Here is a 19048-nt window from a genome sequence, read left to right on the forward strand (position 1 = left end):
CCCCATCCGCGGTCTGCGACCGTGGTGCGGATTCCGCAACGAAACGCCGCCGCAGAGGAGTTCCGATGAGGCACGTCGAGGAACAGGGTTCACCGCCGCCGGTGGTGCGTACCGACGCGGGCGCAGTGCGTGCGGCAGCGGCCCGCCTGCACGAGGCGGACGGGACCACCGGGTCCGTCGCGGCGTTCCTCGGGATCCCCTTCATGGCGCCGCCGGTGGGGCCGCTGCGATTCGCCTCACCGCGTCCGCACCCGCCGTGGAGCGGCGTACGACCCACCGCCGGACATCGCCCCGCGTTCCTCCAGCCCCGACGGGGACGGCCGCCGGTCACCGGCGCGGCCCCCGCCGGGACCCGCGCGGAGGACGCCGTCCACGCCAACGTCTGGACACCGGACGTCGCCGGCCGCCGGCCCGTGCTGGTCTACGTCCACGGCGGCGGCTGGGAAGTGGGTACCGCCGCGAGCCCGACCTTCGACGGTTCCCGGCTGGCGGAACACGGGGACCTGGTCGTCGTCACCTTCAACTACCGCCTGGGCCCCTTCGGGTTCGGACTGCACGAGCACCTGGCCGACCCTGTGACCGGCCTGTGCGCCAACTGGGGGCTGCAGGACCAGATTGCGCTGGTCGAATGGGTGCATGCGAACATTGCGGCCTTCGGCGGCGACCCAGAGAACATCACCCTCTGCGGCACGTCCGCGGGCGGCGCCGCCGTCCGGCAGCTCGCACTGCTCCCGCGACTCGCGGGTGCGATCCGCCGCATCGTCCCGATCAGCGCGGCTCATGTCTGGACGCCCGTGTACGCGCTGGAACCGGCGGACGCGCGCACCGCGTTCGAGGCGGTGGCGGACCGCCTCGGCGTCGACGTACCGGGGCTGCGCACCGTGGACGCCGAACGGCTGCTGACCGTCTGGCACGAGTACTTCGCCCACGTCCCGGCCGGCCGCCCGAAGACATCGGGTCGCTGGTACCGGGGGCCCGTGGTCGACGGCCGGCTGATACCCGGCCAGGACGCGCACCGGCCGGTGCCCGACCTGCCGACCCTGTCCGTGGTGACCGCGACGGAGGGCTCCTTCTACACCGTCGCCGCCCGGCCGAGCCCCGCCGACGGCTCCGAACTGCGCGCCATGGTCCGTGACCTGCTGCTGAAGGGCCGCACCGATGTCGGAGAGCGGCTCGTCGACGCGGTCGTCGACCACTACCGCGTGTGCGCCCGGGAAGCGGGACTCCCGAGCGATCCGTTCGCCCTGTACACGGAGATCTTCGGGGACGCCATGTTCCGCCACCAGATCGTCCGTACGGCCGAGCGCGCCGCACGCGAGAGTGGTGCGCCGTACTTCCTTATGCACTTCGAGTACGAGGTGCACCCGCCCGGGCACGGCTCACCGCACGAGGCGACCTCGCCGTTCCTGTTCGGCACGCACGCGATCGCGCAGCACCGCGAGGCCTTCGGCGACGGCCCCCTGGAACGGCGGGTCTCGGCGACCCTGATGGACCTGGTGGCATCGTTCGCGCACGACGGAACACCGCGCAGTGAACACGCCCCGCGATGGCCCGAATTCACCCCCGACGAGCCGAGCACGATGCTCCTCGGCGGCCCGGACGGCCCCCGGATCGGCTCCGTTCCGAAAGCGGCCCAGCTGCGGTTCTGGGACTCGGCCGACTGGCATCCGCGCTCCGGCGAGTCCGGAACGGCCGCGGTGACCTTCTCCGCGAGCTGGTAGGGCCTGGCCACATGCCGGTTTCGAACTCACCGCCGTGGAGGTGGCAGGGCCGCCCTCAACGCTTCGTCCGCGCCTCGATGCCGGCCAGCAGAACCTTCAGTCCGGCCGCGAAGCTCGCGTCCCAGTCGTCGTCGGCGATGTGGTCGTACGTGGTGACGGTCGGGTACTGGTCGCGCCGGCGTCTGCCGGCCGCGGCGACCAACCTGGCGACGGCCGCACCGAACCCGATGGAAGCAGGCGTCGCGCCGGCGGCGTACAACACGGTGCAGCAGGTGGGCGCCGCGTTCGGCACCGCCCCGCTGAACTCCGTCGCGACCGGCGTCACTCCGTCGTACCCAGAGGACCACGGGGCCGAGTCGGCCGCTGTCACCGCCGGCACCGTGCACGGCTGCACGGCTGCACGGCTGCACGGTGGCGCTCCGGGTGGCCTTCGGAGCCCTCCTGTCCGGCGCGGCCCTCGTCGGACTGTTCTCGAAAGGAGGCCGGCGAACGGCGCAGCCGGGAGCCGTACCCGAGACGGCGAACCAGGCCGAGAAGCAGGCGGCCGAGAAACAGTCGAGTAGCAGGGCCGCCGCGTGACGCGGGTGTCGCCGGGTACCGGCCGGGCGTGCCCAGATCACCGACAGCCCATCCCCTCGACGGCAAGTCCCCTTCCCCCGCACCGCTATGCTCGCCGGTGTTCGAATCTGTATGGGGCCGGTGGGGCGGTTGCCACCGGGAGGGGCGTGAGTGAGGCGTGTTATCCGGCAGCGATGATCAGCAGGGCGCGGCCTACGCGCCACACGGGGCCGGGCGGCTGATCGCCGGCCGGTACCTGCTGGCCGAGCAGCTCGGCAGGGGCGGCATGGGCACGGTCTGGCGGGCCCACGACCAACTGCTCGCCCGGGACGTGGCGGCCAAGGAGCTGCACGTCTTCACCCAGGGCGACGAGGACCACCGAAGATGGCTGCGCCGTGCCGTGCGCGAGGCACGGGTGGTCGCCCGGGTGCCGCACCCGCACGTGGTCGGGGTCCACGACCTGGTCGAGCACGAGAACCGGCTGTGGATCGTCATGGAGCTCGTCGACGGCCCCTCGCTCGCCCAACTCATCGCCCAGTCCGGTCCGTTGGAGCCGAGAAAGGTCGCCGCGCTGGGGGCGCAGCTGCTCGGCGCACTGGAGGCCGTGCACGCCGTCGGAGCGCTGCACCGGGACGTCAAGCCGGCCAACGTCCTGCTGCGCCGCGACGGCAGCGCGGTCCTCACCGACTTCGGGATCGCCGTCCTTGACGACGGTGAGGCCCACACGAACTCCGGTGAATTCGCGGGTTCCGTCGAGTACATGGCGCCCGAACGTGTCAACGGCGGCCAGGTCGGCCCCGCTTCCGACCTGTGGTCGCTGGCCGCGACACTCGTCACCGCCGCCACCGGCTCGTCGCCGTTCCGCCGCCCCGCGCACGCGGCCACCCTGCACGCCGTGGCGTACGAAGAACCCGGTCTCCCGGCGCAGTTGGGCCCGCTGCTGCCGGTCGTCGAGGCGCTCCTGCGCAAGGTGCCCGAGGAACGGCCCTCCGTGGCCGACGCGTCGGCCGCCCTGCGGCGCGTCGCCGAGGGAGCCGTCGAGGGAGCCGCGGAGAGAGCCGGGGACACGGCGCCGTTGCCGACGCCCACCGTCCAGGTCCAGGTCCCGGCCCCGGCCGGTGTCGCCCTCGCGGACGCGGAGACCCGGACCCGTCAGCACGCCCCGTGGTCGGAGCCGGTCTCGCTCACCTCGCGCTACGACGCCGAGACCGCGTCCGCGTTGAGGAACGATGCCACGGGGCGAGGGAACGCGGGACGGCGTGACAAGCGGCTGCTGTGGTGGGTCGCCTCCGCAGTCGCCCTCCTTTTCCTGGGGACCGGTGCCGGTCTCCTCCTCGCCGGGGTCCCGCCCTTCGAACGGGCCGCGCAGGACGGCGCGGCGGACCGCGAGGACCAGAGGAGCGGGGCCGACCAGGCGGCCGGGACCCCCTTGTCGCCGACGCCCGTCGTCGCCAACGACTCGGTGGTCCGCAGCACGGAGGGCTGGCAGCGGGTCACCGAGACGCTCATCCGGGCGGGCGACACGGTCACGGTCCGCGTCGTCTCGGGGCAGTGGACCGTCGACGACCCCGAGATGCCACAGACCGGGCCCGACGGGTACGACCCCGCGACCGACAAGGCACTGGACTTCGCCGCGGCGACCTGCAAGGTCAACGCGTCGGCGCCCTTCGGCGCGCTCCTCGGTCGCTTCACCGAGGGAGGCGAGGGCGAGACGAGCGACCTGGTGGGCAAGGAATGGACCTTCCAGGCAGCGGCCGCGGGCACGCTCGAACTGCGCATCAACGACGGCGACGGTACCTGCCTGGCGGACAACTCCGGTGACCTTTCCGTCAAGGTGACCGTGACCGGGGAGCCCGGGTGAACGGCTCTCCGGACCCCTACCGGCTCGTGCCGGGCGCCCCCGACTCGCCCGTGATCCTGCACGTACCGCACTCCTCCCGGGTCGTCCCCGCCGGTGTACGTGAGGGAATCGTCCTCGACGACGCCGCGCTGGAACGGGAGTTGGACCACATCACCGACTCGCACACCGCCCGGATCGCCGCGGAGGCCGCCGCCCTGGCCGCGAACGGGCCCGGACGGAAAGAACCCTGGCGGTTCGTCAACGGGTTGTCGCGCCTGGTCGTCGACCCCGAGCGCTTCCCGGACGAACGGGAGGAGATGCGGGCCGTCGGCATGGGAGCCGTCTACACCCGCACCACCCACGGGAAGCCGCTCCGACCGGACGGCCATCCGGAGGAGCCGCTCATCGACCGCTACTTCCACCCCTACGCCGCCGCCATGACCGACGCGGTGGCCCGGCGGCTGGAGGCCACCGGACGGGCCGTGATCATCGACGTGCACTCCTACCCGGGCGAGCGGCTGCCGTACGAGCTGCACGGCGACGGCCCCCGGCCACCCGTCTGCCTCGGGCACGACTCCTTCCACACCGCGCCCGACCTGCTCGCCCACGCCGAGAAGGCGTTCGCCGGCTTCGGCGGTACGGGCGTCAACAGCCCCTTCTCGGGGACGTACGTCCCGCTGAAGTACTACGGGACCGACCGGCGGGTCGGTGCTCTGATGATCGAGATCCGGCGGGACGTCTACATGACCGAGCCGGGTGGTCCGGCCGGCCCCGGCCTGCACCGGGTGGCGGCCGCGCTGGCGGAACTCGTGGACGCGGTGACCGGCGCGCCGCCGACCTGAGCCGTCGTCCGGCCGGCCGGAACGGGACGCAGGCCCGGCCACCCCGCCGGTAGCCGTCTCTGGTACTACCGTCCCATGGCAATGGAGCGGTTCATCGGCATCGACCTGGCCTGGGCGCAGGGCGGGGCCCGCAGGCCCAACGAGACCGGCGTGGCCGCCATCAACGGCGACGGGGAGGTCGTCGACTGCGGCTGGACCCGCGGCCTCGACGAGACGGCGGCATGGCTGGCCGGGACGGCCGTCGACGGATCGACACTGGTCTTCGTCGACGCTCCGCTGGTCGTCGACAATCCGACGGGCCAACGCACGTGCGAACGGCAGGTCGGCCAGCGGTACGGACGCTGGAAGGTGAGCGCGAACAGCACCAACCAGCGCTCTGCCCGCCTGGCCGGAGTACTCCTGCGGGAACGGCTCCAGGAGGCGGGCTGGTCCTACGACGACGGCAGAAGCGGACCGCCGGGCGGCGGCCTCGTCCTGTCCGAGTGCTACCCGTACACGGCTCTCGTCGGGGCCGGCGAACTGGGCTACGACCTGGAGCGGCCCACCTACAAACGGCGGCCGGCACGCGTGCCGTCCGCCGACTGGCGAGCGGTGCGGGCGCAGGCCTGCGACGTGCTGATCGCGCGCATGGCGGGCCTGGAAACCGCCGACCCGCCCCTCCTGCTCTCCTCGCACCCCGTCTCCCGCCGGCTGCTGGAGGAGCCCTCGCCCGAACGGGCGGCCGACTACAAGCACCGGGAGGACCTCATCGACACGCTGCTCTGTGCCTGGACGGCCGCCCTGTGGTACCGGCACGGACCGCAGCGCTGCCAGGTACTGGGAGCGGACGGTCTCCAACCGCCGGGGCACGCTCCCACCATCATCGCGCCCGCCCGCCCCGAGCAGCGACGGGACCACATGGCTGTCTCGGCGGTTCCCCGGAACGGGCGCGGAGGCCGCTGAGCCGGTCGCCGATCCGGCGCCCTGGGGGCACGCTGGAAGCAGCCACCCGCGATGCGGGCGGCCGACCGGCGCCGGGACGAGAGCTCCCCTGCCGGTCGCACGGGAACAGGGCGAGGTGAACACGCATGTGCCACGGGGCCGTGTCGTCGCTGCGGCGGGCCTGTCGCGGCCCTCTCGTCCTGGGGCGCAACGCCGGTGACGACCCGCCGTCCGGGCCCCGGGACGACGAGAAGGGCGGACGGGCACCCCGCGGCCACGGGCACCGGTCCGGGGAGCTGAGGCGTTCCCTCCACGCCCGGGGCACGGGAGTATGGCTGCGCGGCAAGGAAGTGGAGCTTCTGCACCGTGCGATGGGCTTCGCGGCGCTGGGGCTGGTGACGCTCTCCCCGCTGCTGATCGTGGTCGCGGCGACCGTTCCGATCCAGGAGCGCGGCTTCGCTCTGTGGGTCGTGGACGGCATGGGGCTGTCCGGCCGGCCTGCCGACTCCGTACAGGACCTCTTCGCCGCGCCCCGCAAGGTTCTGAGCACGACCAGCGCCCTGAGTGTGGTGCTGCTCGCGCTCTTCGGCGTGACCTTCGCGGGCAGCGTCCAGACCGGCTACGAGAAGGTGTGGGACCTGCCGGCCGGGCGCTGGCACGCCGTGTGGCGACGCGCGGTGTGGCTCGTCGCCCTGACGGCCTACCTCTTCGCCGAGGCGCAGAGCGGGGCCGTCCTCGGATCGGGAGTTCTGCGCTCATGGGGCCGGATCGGCCTGTCCGTGCTGCTCGGGGTGCTCTTCTTCTGGTGGGCGCAGCGATTCCTGCTGGGCGGCCGGATCCCCTGGCGTGCCCTGCTGCCGGGCGCGATCGCCACGGTGGTGGGCCTGGGCGGCCTTCGCGCGTTCTCGTCCCTGGTCTTCTCCCCGCTGATCGTGAGCAACGCGGTCTCGTACGGTGCGGTCGGCACGGTGCTGATCGTGACGTCCTGGCTCATCGGTGTCGGCTTCGTCGTCTTCGGTGGTGCCCTCGTCGGCCGCTACTGGTACCTCCACGAACCGCACCACGTTCCGCACCGGCACCGGTCCTGACCCGTCGTCCGGCCGGGTTCCCTCCTGGGGGAACCCGGCCGGACGCGGTTGCCGGACGGCCCGTCCGGGCGTCGGCGCCTACCGGGCGGGCGACTCCGGGCCCTGCCCCGCGGGCTCGGGGTCGGGATTGAAGGACCGGTGGTAGCTCTCGGGCGGCGCGAGATAGCTGCCGGGCAGGCCGCCGGTGTCGATGACGATCTGGTCCACCGCGATCGCGGGGTCGACCATGAAGAGCCTCAGCACGTGCTCGCCGGGTTCGGTGACGGTCACCGTCGCCGTCAGCTTCTCGATCCCGTCCTCCACGTTGCGGGCCCAGGCATCCCCCCGGTTGCCGGTGGCGACGGCCTGGCCCGACAGGACCGTCACCGGCCGGTCGTCGAGGGCGACGGCCAGCCGCCGGTGCCCGCGCTCGTCGAGGGAGGGCAGACGGAAGACGGTGACCGGGAAGTCACCGGTGGACGTGAAACGGACGCGGTAGCGCAGCTCCGGTGCCCGCCGGGTGAGTTCCTCCGTGATCGGTTGTGCCGTCGACGGCACCGCCTCCATGGCGGCCGTGCGGCGGCCGAGCCCGCGCACCGTCCGCCAGCGGGCTCCGCCGCGTGCCAGCCGCCGGTCGAAGTGGGCGGCGTCGATCGAGACGTAGCCGTGGGCCTCGACGAACCCGCGGGCCCGCTCGCGCGCCCGTTCCCCGTCGTTGAGCACCCGCAGGGGCACGTCGAAGCCCTGCCCGGCGCCGGTGACGGTCACCTTCGCGTCGTACGCGCCCTCGGGCACCCGCTCCCAGTCGATCTCCACCCACACGCGCGTCTGCTCGGTCAGGACACCGCCCGGCGTGCTCAGCCGCACCCACGGGTGGCTCGCCTCCGCCGTCCAGTCCAGCGCGAGGAAGCCGGTGTTGAACACGTCGAAGAAGCGCCGGTCCCTGGTGTACGAGGTGAAGGACAGGGGCCGGTCGGTCCCGGTCTCGTTGCCCTCCGCCGCCACGCCTGCACCGGACGTGTCCTTCACGGGCACCCGGGTGACGGTCGGGCGGCCGGGCGCCTTGGGGATCTGCGAGGGGTACGGATTGACGATCCCGTCCCATTTCCCGCCGGCGATCTCGGTGTTGTACCGCTTGGTGATCGCCACCTCCTCCGCGTGGGCCGCGCCGGACAGGTCCGCGAAACGGTTCGCCCCCGCCCCGCGCCCCTGGCGGATCGCCAGGGCGTTGCGGTCCGCCCAGTAGAACTTCAGGTTCATCAAGTACGCCCCGTGCACCGGGTATTCGACCAGTTCGTAGAAGGCGTCCCGGTAGGCCTCGGGCAGCCTTGCCCCGAGCGCTCTGGTCCGCTCCAGCAGCCGGCCGTACGCGGCCATCCGGCGGCCCGCCTCGTCCCCGTGATGGACGAGCGAGAAGGTGCCGCGGTCGATGAACTCAGGCCGCCGCTCGGCCGCGAGGCGGTAGTACTCGGTGCGGATGGCGGCGATCTCCCGGCCGTGGCGCTGCCCGAACTGCCGCCCGGCCCACTCGACGAGGAAGTCCTCCACGTCGTCGGCGTCCCAGCGGTCGACGTCCCAGGCCATGTCCATGGAGAAGGACAGCCCCGTCTCGATCGACTTGAGGTCTCCCACGTTGAAGATCCACATGCGGTCGGCGCCGTGCTCGTACACGCGCCGCAACTCGTGCCAGACCTTGGTCAGTTGAGTGGTGTCCAGCCACAGGTAGCTCTTGGGGCGGCCCCAGTAGGAGAGGTGGTAGTAGATGCCGTTGCCGCCCGGGCGCCGCCGTTCCACCTCGTCGGGCAGCTGGCGCATGTTGCCGTGGTTGTCGTCCGGCCAGATCAGCGTCACGTCGTCCGGCACCCGGACACCGGCGTTGTAGAGCTCCAGGACCTCCTTGTACGGGATGAAGATCTGCGGCTCGGCCGAGGGGCCGACCTCCTCGGTCAGCAGGCGGCGCTGGTCCGCGATGATGTCGTTCATCACCACGACCTTCTCCGGGATCGTGGTGGCGTGCTTCGTCTCCAGCGCGGAGTCGTGCAGTCCGCGCATCCCGAGCGTCCAGCTGCTCTCGTAGCCGGCGTTCTGGCGGGCCCGGGCCCGCCAGTAGTCGGAGATGACGGCCGGGTTCACCGTGTAGTCGTACACCGGCAGGCCGCCGTCCGGGGCCGGGTGCTCCCTGGCCCAGGGGTCCCACTCGTGGACACCGTTGCGCAGCATGGCCTCGGGATGACTGGAGCCGACGACGATGCCGTACCGGTCGGCCAGTTCGGGGTTCTCCCGGTGCTTGTTGAAGAAGTCGGAGTACGGATGCATCGCGGGCCACAGGTAGTTGGCCTTCAGGCGGAGCAGCAGTTCGAAGACGCGGCGATAGGTCTCCGGGCCGATGTTCTTGTCCGGCTCCTGGGTGCGGTGGGCCCAAGTGGTCAGGTTCTGCTCGTCGTTGATGAAAACGCCCCGGTAGCGGACGGACGGCTCGTACCGTTTGAGGGTTCTCGCGGGGACCGTCACGGTGTCGCTGTGTTCCACGGGGACGTCGGCCCACCAGTGCCAGGGCGAGACCCCGATGCGTTCCGAGGTGTCGTAGATGCCGTAGGCGGTGCCGCGCCGGTCGCTTCCGGCGATCACCAGGGCGCGTTCCACTCCGCGGACCGGGCGGTCCACCACCTGGGTCACCGACGCCTCCCAGCGGCCCTTCACCCGGGAGACGTCCAACCGCCCTTCCTTGACGAGCCGGTCGACGACCGGGCTCGCGCCGATGGTGCCCACCAGGACGAGCAGCGGGGCCTTCCCGGGCAGATCGTGCAGCAGCCGGGGCCGTATGCCGCTGACCCGCTCGATGTCCGCCCGCAGATCGCCGGCCGCGCGGACCACCGCGGGGTCGTCCGCCGGATCCACGAACAGGTCGACGGCTACGCCGCCCCGCACCAGAGGGAAGCCTGCCCGGTCCGACGACGCGGCCCGGGCGGTCGTGGGCAGCACTCCGGGGATCAGCGGGGCCGCCCCGGCGGCCGCCATGCCCCGCAGGAACGACTTGCGGGTCCACGCGGGTGAGGGGCTCTGCTGTGCGTCGAGCGGCGGTTCGTTGTGCGGCACGAGGCGCTGCCTTTCCGCGTCCGGCCCGCGCGAGGCCTCGTCCGGGCCGTCGGCTGGGCCGAGCGCATGACTCGGTGGGATGAGGCGGGGGAGCGACGGGCACGGCGAGGAGCGCGGTTGCCCTGCCGGACAACGGATTGGCATGCTCCGGCCAGAAAGCGCTTACTGTGCAGCCTAGGCCAGGTCTGATGAAGGCGTCCAGATCCCCGCGGGTGGCTCTCCGAGGTGCGGCCGGGGAGTGGAGGCGCCGGTGTGCGGCACGCTCGACGCCCGGACGGGAGCGTTCCCGCGGCGGTGCGGGTTCCTGTGAGGCTCGGCGTTGACCCCGTGCGATCGCAAAGCTGTGGCTAGACTCGCGCCCCATGCGTAACTCCGGCCCCGCCAGCCAGTGGCAGCAGACAGCCCGCAGCGCGTCGATCACCAACGCCCGGGGTCGCAGGAGAACGGACCGCGCGGCGATGCCCCGGCATGGCGGCACGCGCCTCAACTCGCCCATGGGCCGGGCCACTTGGGCAACCTCGTGCGCATCGCCCGAGAGGGGTGACGACGTTCCGTGAGGGGTCGCCACAAGCAGTCCCGCGACCCGCGCGGTCACTGGCTGCTCCTGATACTCGTCCTGCCCGCGATGTTCGCGGCCCTCCTCTTCGAGGGCTGGACCAACCACGAGGTCGACGCCGCGGACACACGGTCCGACTGCACCTCACCCGCCCCCGACGCCGTCTCGGGCGGCGGCCCCGTCATCGGGATCAACCGCAACGGCGTACAGACCGGGTCGATGCCCGCCCGCACCGTCGCCCTCACCTTCGACGGCGGCCCCGACCCCCGCTGGACCCCGCGCATCCTCGACCTGCTGAAACAGCATCGGGCCCGCGCGACCTTCTTCCTCCTCGGCTCCCGGGCCGCCCGCCACCCGGACCTCGTGCGGCGGATCCGTGCCGAGGGTCACGAGATCGGCTCCAACACCTACACCGGCGCCGCCCTGGGCGAGACGTCACCGCTCCGCTTCTCCGCCGAACTCGACCTCACGCAGAGCGCGTTGGCGGGCACCGCGGGCCTGCGCACCAACCTGTTGCGGATGCCGCGGACCACCTCGCCCGACACCCTGTGCGGCCGCGAGTGGAAGGCGGCACGACGCGCCACCGACCAGGGCTATGTGCTGGTCGCCGCCGACAAGGCGTCCCGGAAACCGGCACAGGGCCTGGTCCGCCAGTTCAGCCAGACGGCGACCGCCTACCGCGAGACGGGGAAGCTGCTCAGGAACCCGGGCGCCGACCGCTTCACCACCGTCTCGGCCGGGCTCCGGCTGACCCCGTACCAGCCGGTGTCGGTCCTCGAACGATGGCGTGGCACCGCCCTGATATGGGCCACCACCCTGGGGCACGCGTTCTCGAACGCGATGACCTGGACACTCGGCATCGCGGGCGCTCTCGGAGTGCTGCGGCTGCTTCTGCTCGTGCTCTTCGCCCGCGCCCATGTCCGGCGGCTCGAACGCTCCCGGCCCGGCGCCCCCTGGCTGAGGGAGGTGACGGAACCGGTCACCGTGCTCGTGCCCGCCTACAACGAGGCGGCCGGGATCGAGTCCACCGTCCGCTCGCTGCTCGCCTCCGACTACCCCCGGCTGCAGATCATCGTGATCGACGACGGCTCGACGGACCGTACGGCGGAACTCGCCGAAGGTGTCGGCGACCCACGGGTGCTGGTGATCCGCAAACCCAACGGCGGGAAGGCCGCCGCCCTCAACACCGGGCTGGGACACGCCAGTCACGACATCCTGGTCATGGTGGACGCCGACACCGTCTTCGAGCCGGACGCCATCCACCACCTCGTCCAGCCGCTCGCCCACCCGGCCGTCGGCGCGGTCAGCGGAAACACCAAGGTCGGCAACCGGCGCGGCCTGCTCGCCAAGTGGCAACACCTGGAGTACTGCTTCGGCTTCAACCTCGACCGCCGGATGTTCGAGGTGCTGGAGTGCATGACCACCGTCCCCGGCGCCATCGGGGCCTTCCGCCGGGACGCGCTGATGGGCGTCGGCGGGGTCAGCGACGACACGCTCGCCGAGGACACCGACCTCACCATGGCCCTGTGGCGGGCGGGCTGGCGCGTCCTCTACGAGGAGTCCGCCGTCGCCTGGACCGAAGTACCCACCTCGCTCCGGCAGTTGTGGCGCCAGCGCTACCGCTGGTGCTTCGGCACGATCCAGTCCATGTGGAAGCACCGCCGTGCCGTCCTGGAGGTCGGCGTCGCCGGCCGCTTCGGACGGCGCGGACTCACCTACCTCGCGCTCTTCCAGGTCGCCCTGCCGCTGCTGGCGCCGGTCATCGACGTGTTCGCCCTGTACGGCGTGCTGTTCCTCGACCCGCTCACGTCGGCCGGGGTGTGGTTCGGCTTCATGGGTGTCCAACTGGTCTGCGCCGGATATGCGTTGAAGCTGGACGGCGAGCGCGTACGGACCCTGTGGTGGATGCCGTTCCAACTGGTCGTCTACCGGCAGCTGATGTATCTGGTCGTCATCCAGTCGGTGGTCGCCGTGCTGCTCGGCAGCCGGCTGAAGTGGCACCGTATGAAGCGTTCCGGTACCGCGGCTGAACAGATCGGCGACCTCGCCCCGTATAAGAGCCTGCCCACGAGATGACCCCGTGACGGGGTGACCCCATGTGTTGAGGGACTGGACAGGCCGATGAACGACGGGACCCATCACCCGGCGGGCCACGACCGGAGCACGGGCGTGGCGGAGCCGTCCCGCCCAGCAGCGTCGAGGACGGGACGGGGCAACTCCGCCCCGCCCTCGACACGTACGGCACCGCTGCCCGGGATGCCCTCGCCCGCCACACCGGGACGGACGGGCGACGGGAGCCGCCCTCGCCGCGCGGGCGGTGGCAGATCCCCGAAACCCCGCCCCACCGGCCGCCGCAGGGCGGTACGGCTGGCGGTCCTGCTGCTGGTCGTGCTGCTCGCTTCCTCCGCCGGCACGTACCTGTGGGCCGACACCAAGCTCGACCAGGACGTCGACCTCGGCGCGCTCCCGGACCGGCCGCAGGGCGGCAGGGGCACCAACTACCTGATCGTGGGCTCCGACAGCCGTGACGGACTGTCCGAGCGGGACCGGCAGGACCTGCGCACCGGTTCGGCCGAGGGCCGTCGCACCGACTCGATGATCCTGCTGCACACCGGTGCGAACGGCACCACGATGCTGAGCCTGCCGCGCGACTCCTGGGTGACGATCCCGCCGTACGTCCGCCCCGAGACCGGCCGGAGCTACCGCGCCGAGCCGAACAAGCTCAATGCCGCGTTCTCGCTGGGTGGCCCCGACCTGCTGGTACGGGCCGTGGAACGCAACACCGGGTTGCACGTCGACCACTACGCGGAGATCGGCTTCGCGGGCTTCGTCGGGGTGGTCGACGCGGTCGGCGGCGTGGACATGTGCCTGGAGCGGGACGTCAGGGACGACAAGTCCGGCGCCGACCTGCGAAAGGGCTGCCAGACCCTCGACGGCGGCAAGGCACTGGCGTTCGTCCGGCAGCGCAAGCAGGAGGCTGAGGGCGACCTCGGCCGCACCCGCAACCAGCAGAAGTTCCTGGCCGCGCTCGCCGCGAAGGCGGTGACTCCCGGGACCCTCCTCAACCCGGCCAGGTCCTTCCCGACCCTCAGCGCCGGCCTCGACACCCTCGTGGTCGACAAGGACACGGACCTGCGGGACCTCATGTCGCTGTTCCAGGCGATGCGGGGCGTCACGGCGGGCGGCGGCCGGCAGATCAACGTGCCCGTCTCCGACCCCGGTTTCGCCACCTCCAAGGGCAGCGCCGTGAAGTGGGACGACCGCCGGGCACGGACACTCTTCACGGAGCTGAGGGACGACCGGCCGGTGACCCTCCCGCAGGGAGAGTGAGCTGCGGGAGGCAGACGTACCCCGGCCGGGGACGCCTCAGACCCGCTGAACGGAGGCGAGCGGGGCCGGGGGGAGGGGAGCGGCCGGGACCTCGTGAGTGTGCGGATAGACGGTCGACCGGCGCTGGAAGGAGATGATCTTCGGGTTCAGCACGACACCGTCACGGATCTCGATGGCGTTCCTGACCGTGGCGTCGCTCTGCCAGGACTCGGAACCGCTCATGACCGTGCGCAGGTAGGGCAGGAGCGCCTCGCTGATCTCCCAGGTGGCCGAGTTCCACAGGTGGGACGGGCTGTGGTCCACCCCGTAGTAGTGGCAGCCGGGTCCCACCGTCGGCATCGGCTCGCCGAAGGTCGTCGGCCGGGCCCATTCGAAGCCCATGCCCTCGTCGCAGGCGACATCGACGAAGAAGGTCCCCGGGCGGAACAGCGCGAGCTCGTCCTCGGTGACGAACATCAGCGGTGCGTCGGTGTCCTGCCGGACGCAGTTGACGACGATGTCGAACCCGGCCAGGTACTCCGCCAGCGGCACGGGTCCGAGCCCGGTGAGCGCCTGCAGACGCGAAGGGTCGTCCTCCCGCTCCTCGAAGTGGCCCATCACCACGGAGGGCATCGGTGAGGCCACCGCGGCCGCGGCACGCTGGGTGAGCACCGTGACGTCGGAGACCCCCATGGCGCCCAGGCCCGTGACCGCCCCGCGCGCCGTGGCGCCGAAGCTGATGACCACCGCACGCAGACGGCGGCCGTAACTGCCGGTCAGCCCGCCGAGCTGCAGGGCGTGCAGCACCGAGCAGTACCCGGCGAGTTCGTTGTTCTTGTGGAACACGTGGACGCTGAAGGCGCCCGTGGAGGTCCAGTGGTTCATGGCCTCCCAGGCGATGAGGGTCAGCCGCCGGTCGATGGCGGTCTGGGTCATCCGCTCGTCCTGCACACAGTGCGGCCAGCCCCACAGCACCTGGCCCTCGCGCAGCTGCGAGATGTCCTCGTGCATCGGCTTGGGGAGCAGCAGCACGTCGGACTCGACGAGGAGCTGCTCACGGGTGCGCAGCCCGGCCACCAGCGGCCGCAGCACGTCGTCGCCGATGCCGAACCGCTCGCCGTACCCCTCCTCGAGGGAGATCTTCGCGCGTACGTCCGGGTCGATCCGTTCGAGGTGAGCGGGATGCAACGGCAGCCGGAACTCGTTCTCCTTGTGGGAGGAGGCGAGTACTCCGAGACTCAGCAGACTCATGCGCGTCCTTCTATTTCGTTGTTGTCGTGCGTGGTGGGGCCGCCGGGACCGCCCGGGTCAGGAACGGCCGTCCCGGTGCCCGCGGACGCGTTCCTCCAGGGGGAGGGGCGTCTCGGCGAGGCCGTTGACCGATCCGCTCGCCATGCGCGCGCACGTCCCGTGGCAGGCGAGCAGCTGCCTGCCGTCGTGGTGGGAGACCACCACGGCCTCGGGGTCGGGCGCCTTGCGGTAGTCGGTGCCGCACATGAGGCAGGCCAGCCCGGAGAGCATCTCGGCGGTCGGCTCGGGGCGTCCTCGGCGGTGACCGGAGATCGCGTCCTGTGAATACATGTGTCCCGCATCCTCTTGGTCGGTTCAGGGCCGTGTGCAAGATCCCGGGATACCCGGCAGACACCCGGAGAGCCGGGAGATCTGCTGCCGCCGGACGGGGAAGGGGCTGCGGGAGACGGCGGGACGGTACGAGCCAGAAGGCATCGTGCGGCTCATTTCCGGCCGGATGCGCGGTGCGCCGGCCTGTGCCGTTCTCCGAGTGCGACGCCGACACGGATGACGGCGTACGAGGTGCGCCCGATGCCGCCACCGTACTCCCTTCCGGAGCCGCGGCCGACCCGCGGGAGCGTGATCGGGCCTCCGCCGCTCGCGCCGGGAATCTTTCCGGCACACCGGACGTTGTGCGGAGTGGTTGTAGTTGAAGTTTGCGAACGTGTAAGCGCCCGCGGAGTTCTGACAGCGGGCGCTCAGTCGTATCCCGGGGGTTTTCTTCGACGGCTGACGACCGGCAACCCGAAGCCGCGCGAGCGCGCGGTCTCGAACAGACCCGTCATCCAGACCCGTCATCCCGAAGGAGACATCACATGCCTCAAGGAACCGTGAAGTGGTTCAACGCGGAGAAGGGCTTCGGCTTCATCTCCCCCGACGAGGGCGGCGCCGACATCTTCGTCCACCACTCGGCCATCGACACCGACGGTTTCCGCTCCCTGGAGGAGGACCAGAAGGTGGAGTTCACCGCCAGCCAGGGCCCCAAGGGCATGCAGGCCGACCAGGTCCGCCCCCTCTGAGGAGAGTCCCGCCCGAGGCAGGCCCCGCGCGGGCCTGCCTGCGCGAGGACATCGCGGCGGCGGGATCGGTTCTGCCGGACCGCGAGATCGCAGAACTGGAAAAGACCGGCCGCTGACCCACCGCCCGGAGGCGGGCCGGGACACGCGCGGCTCCGCCGCGTCGGTACGGCCGGTCACACGGGAACCCGCAGCGAAGGCTGTAGGCACACGGCTGCGGGTTCGTGGGGTGGGCGCCGGATTCCCGCGCCCTGACGGGCCGCTCTACGAGGCGCCCGCACCCGCCGTCTCGCGCAGGCGCTCCACCTCGATGCGCGCCACCTCGCGCTCGACGGAGCCCCTCGTCCGCCACAGCCACCCGATGTCCCGGCCGAACGACCAGGTCAGCAGGGCCAGGGCCAGGGCGACGACCCCGAAGGTCAGGGCGTACGGAAGGATCCCGGAGCCGCCGAGCAGGAGCAGGACCCCCTGGAGGGCCGCCACCGTCTTGCGGGCGGTGCTCGGCGGGAGGGTGCCGTTGAGCCACGGGAGGAACTTCGCGGCCGCCACGAAGGCGTAGCGCATCGCGCCGATGAGGAGGGCCCAGGGGCCCACCGACGCGGCGAGGTACACGCTGAGCACCAGGATGAGGAACGCGTCGACCTCCATGTCGAAGCGTGCCCCGAGCGCCGTGGAGGAACCGGTGCGGCGGGCGACCTTGCCGTCGACGGCGTCGAGGATGAGGGCGACCGCGGTGAGCGCGACCAGGACCGTCACCGGCGGCGGGCTCCGGAAGGAGTCCGCGACCAGGGCGGTCACCCCTCCGACGAGGGTGGCCCGCCCCAGCGTCACGCGGTTCGCCACCCCGAAGGAACGGGGCCGCGAGCGGTGCAGGGCGCGTGAGAGCACGGCCCATGTCGCAAGGCCGAAGGCCAGCCCCGTGAGCCAGCCCGCGGGGCCCAGGCCGATCGCCGTGCCGAGCACGGCCAGCAACAGAAGCTGCACGCCCGCTCCCACGGCCGTCTCCTGCTGCAAGAGCCTCGCGTCGTACGTGTTGTTCAGGGCCACCGCACATCCTCCGGCCAGGTGACAGAGACGATCATTGCCGCGTACCTTGTGCGCGGCTTCGCAAAGGTCGGTACGTGGCTCGCCGCCCGATCGTTCAGCCCGCCCGCTCAGCCCATTCACATGGATTACTCAGGAGGATGCCGAATGGACCGCTCCGCCCGCGCCTTCTGGCTCAGCTCTCCCGGCCGTGGCGAGCTCCGGGACACCCACCTGCCGGAACCCGCCGAGGGTGAGGTCGTGGTGCGCACACTCTTCTCGGGGGTGAGTCGCGGAACGGAGACGCTCGTCTTCCGCGGAGGGGTGCCGGAGAGTCAGTACGCCGCCATGAGGGCGCCCTTCCAGGAAGGGGACTTCCCCGGGCCCGTCAAGTACGGGTACCTGAATGTCGGAACCGTGGAGGAGGGCCCCGCGGACCTCGTCGGACGGACCGTCTTCTGTCTCTATCCGCACCAGAGCCGGTACGTCGTCCCCGCGAGCGCCGTCACACCCGTACCGGACGACGTGCCCGCCGCGCGGGCCGTGCTCGCCGGGACCGTGGAGACCGCCGTCAACGCCCTCTGGGACGCGGCGCCGCTGATCGGCGACCGGATCTCCGTGGTCGGCGCGGGCATGGTCGGCGCCAGTGTCGCCGCGCTCCTCGCACGGTATCCCGCCGCCCGTGTCCAGCTCGTCGACGCCAACCCGGCACGCGCGGACCTCGCGCGGGCCCTCGGCATCGACTTCGCCCTCCCGCAGGACGCCGCGGGCGACCGCGACCTCGTCGTCCACGCGAGCGCCACCGAGGCCGGGCTCGCCCGCGCGCTCGAACTCCTCACCCCGGAGGGAACCGTCCTCGAACTGAGCTGGTACGGCGACCGGAAGGTCAGCCTGCCGCTCGGGGAGGCGTTCCACTCCCGCCGCCTCGTCATACGCAGCAGCCAGGTCGGGTCCGTCTCACCGGCCAGGAGTTCCCGCCGCACGTACGCCGACCGGCTGGCGATCGCGCTCGAACTCCTCGCGGATCCCGCCTTCGACGCCCTGATCACCGGCGAATGCGCCTTCGAGGCCCTGCCCGAGGCGATGGCCGGGCTCACCACGGGAGAGACGACGGCCATGTGCCACCTGGTCCGCTACCCCTGAGCGGCACGGGGCCGTGACATCCGCGGCCCCGCGCCCGGCGTGAGCGGCCCTCACGGGCCGGCCGCCGTCACGCGCCCCGAGCGGAGCGAATCCGCACGTCGGCAATCAAGTCCACACCACGCGCCCCTGGCCGCCCTGTCCCGGGCACCCTGTCCGAAACTCCGCCCCGAACCCCCTGAACACGGAGAACGGACCGGCCGTACTACACGGCACGCCCCGGCAGAGGGGTCAGACGCGCCGCACCTGGAGGGTCGTCCGTTGTTCAGCATCACCGTTCGCGATCACCTGATGATCGCCCACAGCTTCCGCGGAGAGGTCTTCGGACCCGCGCAGCGCCTTCACGGAGCGACGTTCCTCGTGGACGCCACGTTCCGCCGCGCCGAGCTGGACGACGACAACATCGTCGTCGACATCGGACTGGCCACCAGGGAGCTCGGGGAGGTGGTGGCCGAGATGAACTACCGCAACCTCGACAACGAGCCGGTGTTCGCCGACACCAACACCTCCACGGAGTTCCTGGCCAAGGTCGTCGCCGACCGCCTCGCCGAGCGCGTGGAGAAGGGGGCGCTGGGCGAGGGAGCCCGCGGCCTGGCCGGCATCACGGTCACCCTGCACGAGTCGCACATCGCCTGGGCGAGTTACGAGCGTGCGCTGTGAACCACCACG

Annotated in this window: 15 protein-coding genes; 10 read left to right on the plus strand and 5 right to left on the minus strand. The window is 71.8% G+C overall.

Annotation, left to right across the window (positions count from 1 at the left end; genetic code table 11):
- The first annotated feature begins 65 nt into the window (after positions 1-65).
- The gene (locus tag KUF83_RS19215; protein ID WP_217455963.1) at positions 66-1721 is read left to right on the plus strand and encodes a carboxylesterase family protein; all 1656 of its coding nucleotides are present in this window, start codon (positions 66-68) and stop codon (positions 1719-1721) included.
- 55 nt (positions 1722-1776) lie between these two features.
- On the opposite strand, the gene KUF83_RS19220 is transcribed toward KUF83_RS19215, so the two are convergent.
- Entirely contained in the window at positions 1777-2091 is a 315-nt protein-coding gene (locus KUF83_RS19220) for a hypothetical protein (protein WP_217455964.1), read from the minus strand.
- A gap of 366 nt (positions 2092-2457) precedes the next feature.
- On the opposite strand from KUF83_RS19220, the gene KUF83_RS19225 reads away from it, so the two are divergent.
- The 4 genes from KUF83_RS19225 to KUF83_RS19240 all read left to right on the plus strand — a co-directional run bounded on the left by KUF83_RS19225 (position 2458) and on the right by KUF83_RS19240 (position 6970).
- Positions 2458-4140, plus strand: coding sequence for a serine/threonine-protein kinase (locus KUF83_RS19225; RefSeq protein ID WP_217455965.1), 1683 nt, complete (start codon positions 2458-2460; stop codon positions 4138-4140).
- Positions 4137-4961 (plus strand): N-formylglutamate amidohydrolase, encoded by an 825-nt coding sequence (locus tag KUF83_RS19230; protein ID WP_217455966.1) that lies wholly within the window; start codon positions 4137-4139, stop codon positions 4959-4961. The genes KUF83_RS19225 and KUF83_RS19230 overlap by 4 nt, the downstream gene beginning before the upstream one ends.
- Before the next feature lie 75 nt (positions 4962-5036).
- Positions 5037-5903 (plus strand): DUF429 domain-containing protein, encoded by an 867-nt coding sequence (locus KUF83_RS19235; protein WP_217455967.1) that lies wholly within the window; start codon positions 5037-5039, stop codon positions 5901-5903.
- A 125-nt stretch (positions 5904-6028) separates the two neighbouring features.
- Complete coding sequence (locus KUF83_RS19240) at positions 6029-6970, plus strand: YhjD/YihY/BrkB family envelope integrity protein (protein ID WP_217455968.1); 942 nt, start codon at positions 6029-6031, stop codon at positions 6968-6970.
- Between the two features lie 78 nt (positions 6971-7048).
- Here KUF83_RS19240 and KUF83_RS19245 read toward each other — a convergent pair whose 3' ends face one another.
- Positions 7049-9967 (minus strand): glycosyl hydrolase 115 family protein, encoded by a 2919-nt coding sequence (locus tag KUF83_RS19245; protein WP_217455997.1) that lies wholly within the window; start codon positions 9965-9967, stop codon positions 7049-7051.
- A 703-nt stretch (positions 9968-10670) separates the two neighbouring features.
- On the opposite strand from KUF83_RS19245, the gene KUF83_RS19250 reads away from it, so the two are divergent.
- Together KUF83_RS19250 and KUF83_RS19255 are read left to right on the plus strand one after the other, a co-directional pair.
- On the plus strand, positions 10671-12677 hold the full coding sequence (locus tag KUF83_RS19250; protein ID WP_217455998.1) for a bifunctional polysaccharide deacetylase/glycosyltransferase family 2 protein: 2007 nt from the start codon (positions 10671-10673) through the stop codon (positions 12675-12677).
- Positions 12678-12722: 45 nt separating this feature from the next.
- Complete coding sequence (locus tag KUF83_RS19255) at positions 12723-13931, plus strand: LCP family protein (RefSeq protein ID WP_217455969.1); 1209 nt, start codon at positions 12723-12725, stop codon at positions 13929-13931.
- A gap of 36 nt (positions 13932-13967) precedes the next feature.
- Here KUF83_RS19255 and KUF83_RS19260 read toward each other — a convergent pair whose 3' ends face one another.
- Positions 13968-15161: a N(5)-(carboxyethyl)ornithine synthase gene (locus KUF83_RS19260; RefSeq protein ID WP_217455970.1), complete on the minus strand. Its 1194-nt coding sequence runs from the start codon at positions 15159-15161 to the stop codon at positions 13968-13970.
- 57 nt (positions 15162-15218) lie between these two features.
- Complete coding sequence (locus KUF83_RS19265) at positions 15219-15491, minus strand: hypothetical protein (protein ID WP_217455971.1); 273 nt, start codon at positions 15489-15491, stop codon at positions 15219-15221.
- A 524-nt stretch (positions 15492-16015) separates the two neighbouring features.
- Between KUF83_RS19265 and KUF83_RS19270 the strand changes: the two genes are divergently transcribed.
- The gene (locus KUF83_RS19270; protein ID WP_217455972.1) at positions 16016-16219 is read left to right on the plus strand and encodes a cold-shock protein; all 204 of its coding nucleotides are present in this window, start codon (positions 16016-16018) and stop codon (positions 16217-16219) included.
- 261 nt (positions 16220-16480) lie between these two features.
- Here the strand turns inward: KUF83_RS19270 and KUF83_RS19275 are convergent, their stop codons facing one another.
- Positions 16481-17263: a CDP-alcohol phosphatidyltransferase family protein gene (locus tag KUF83_RS19275; RefSeq protein WP_217455973.1), complete on the minus strand. Its 783-nt coding sequence runs from the start codon at positions 17261-17263 to the stop codon at positions 16481-16483.
- Positions 17264-17407: 144 nt separating this feature from the next.
- Between KUF83_RS19275 and KUF83_RS19280 the strand changes: the two genes are divergently transcribed.
- Both KUF83_RS19280 and KUF83_RS19285 read left to right on the plus strand, forming a co-directional pair.
- Positions 17408-18382, plus strand: a complete 975-nt coding sequence (locus KUF83_RS19280; RefSeq protein WP_217455974.1) for a zinc-binding alcohol dehydrogenase — start codon at positions 17408-17410, stop codon at positions 18380-18382.
- A gap of 258 nt (positions 18383-18640) precedes the next feature.
- The gene (locus KUF83_RS19285; protein WP_055513514.1) at positions 18641-19039 is read left to right on the plus strand and encodes a 6-carboxytetrahydropterin synthase; all 399 of its coding nucleotides are present in this window, start codon (positions 18641-18643) and stop codon (positions 19037-19039) included.
- Positions 19040-19048 lie beyond the last annotated feature (9 nt).

Origin of the sequence: Streptomyces sp. BV286, from assembly GCF_019090165.1 — a bacterium.
Lineage (GTDB): Bacteria > Actinomycetota > Actinomycetes > Streptomycetales > Streptomycetaceae > Streptomyces.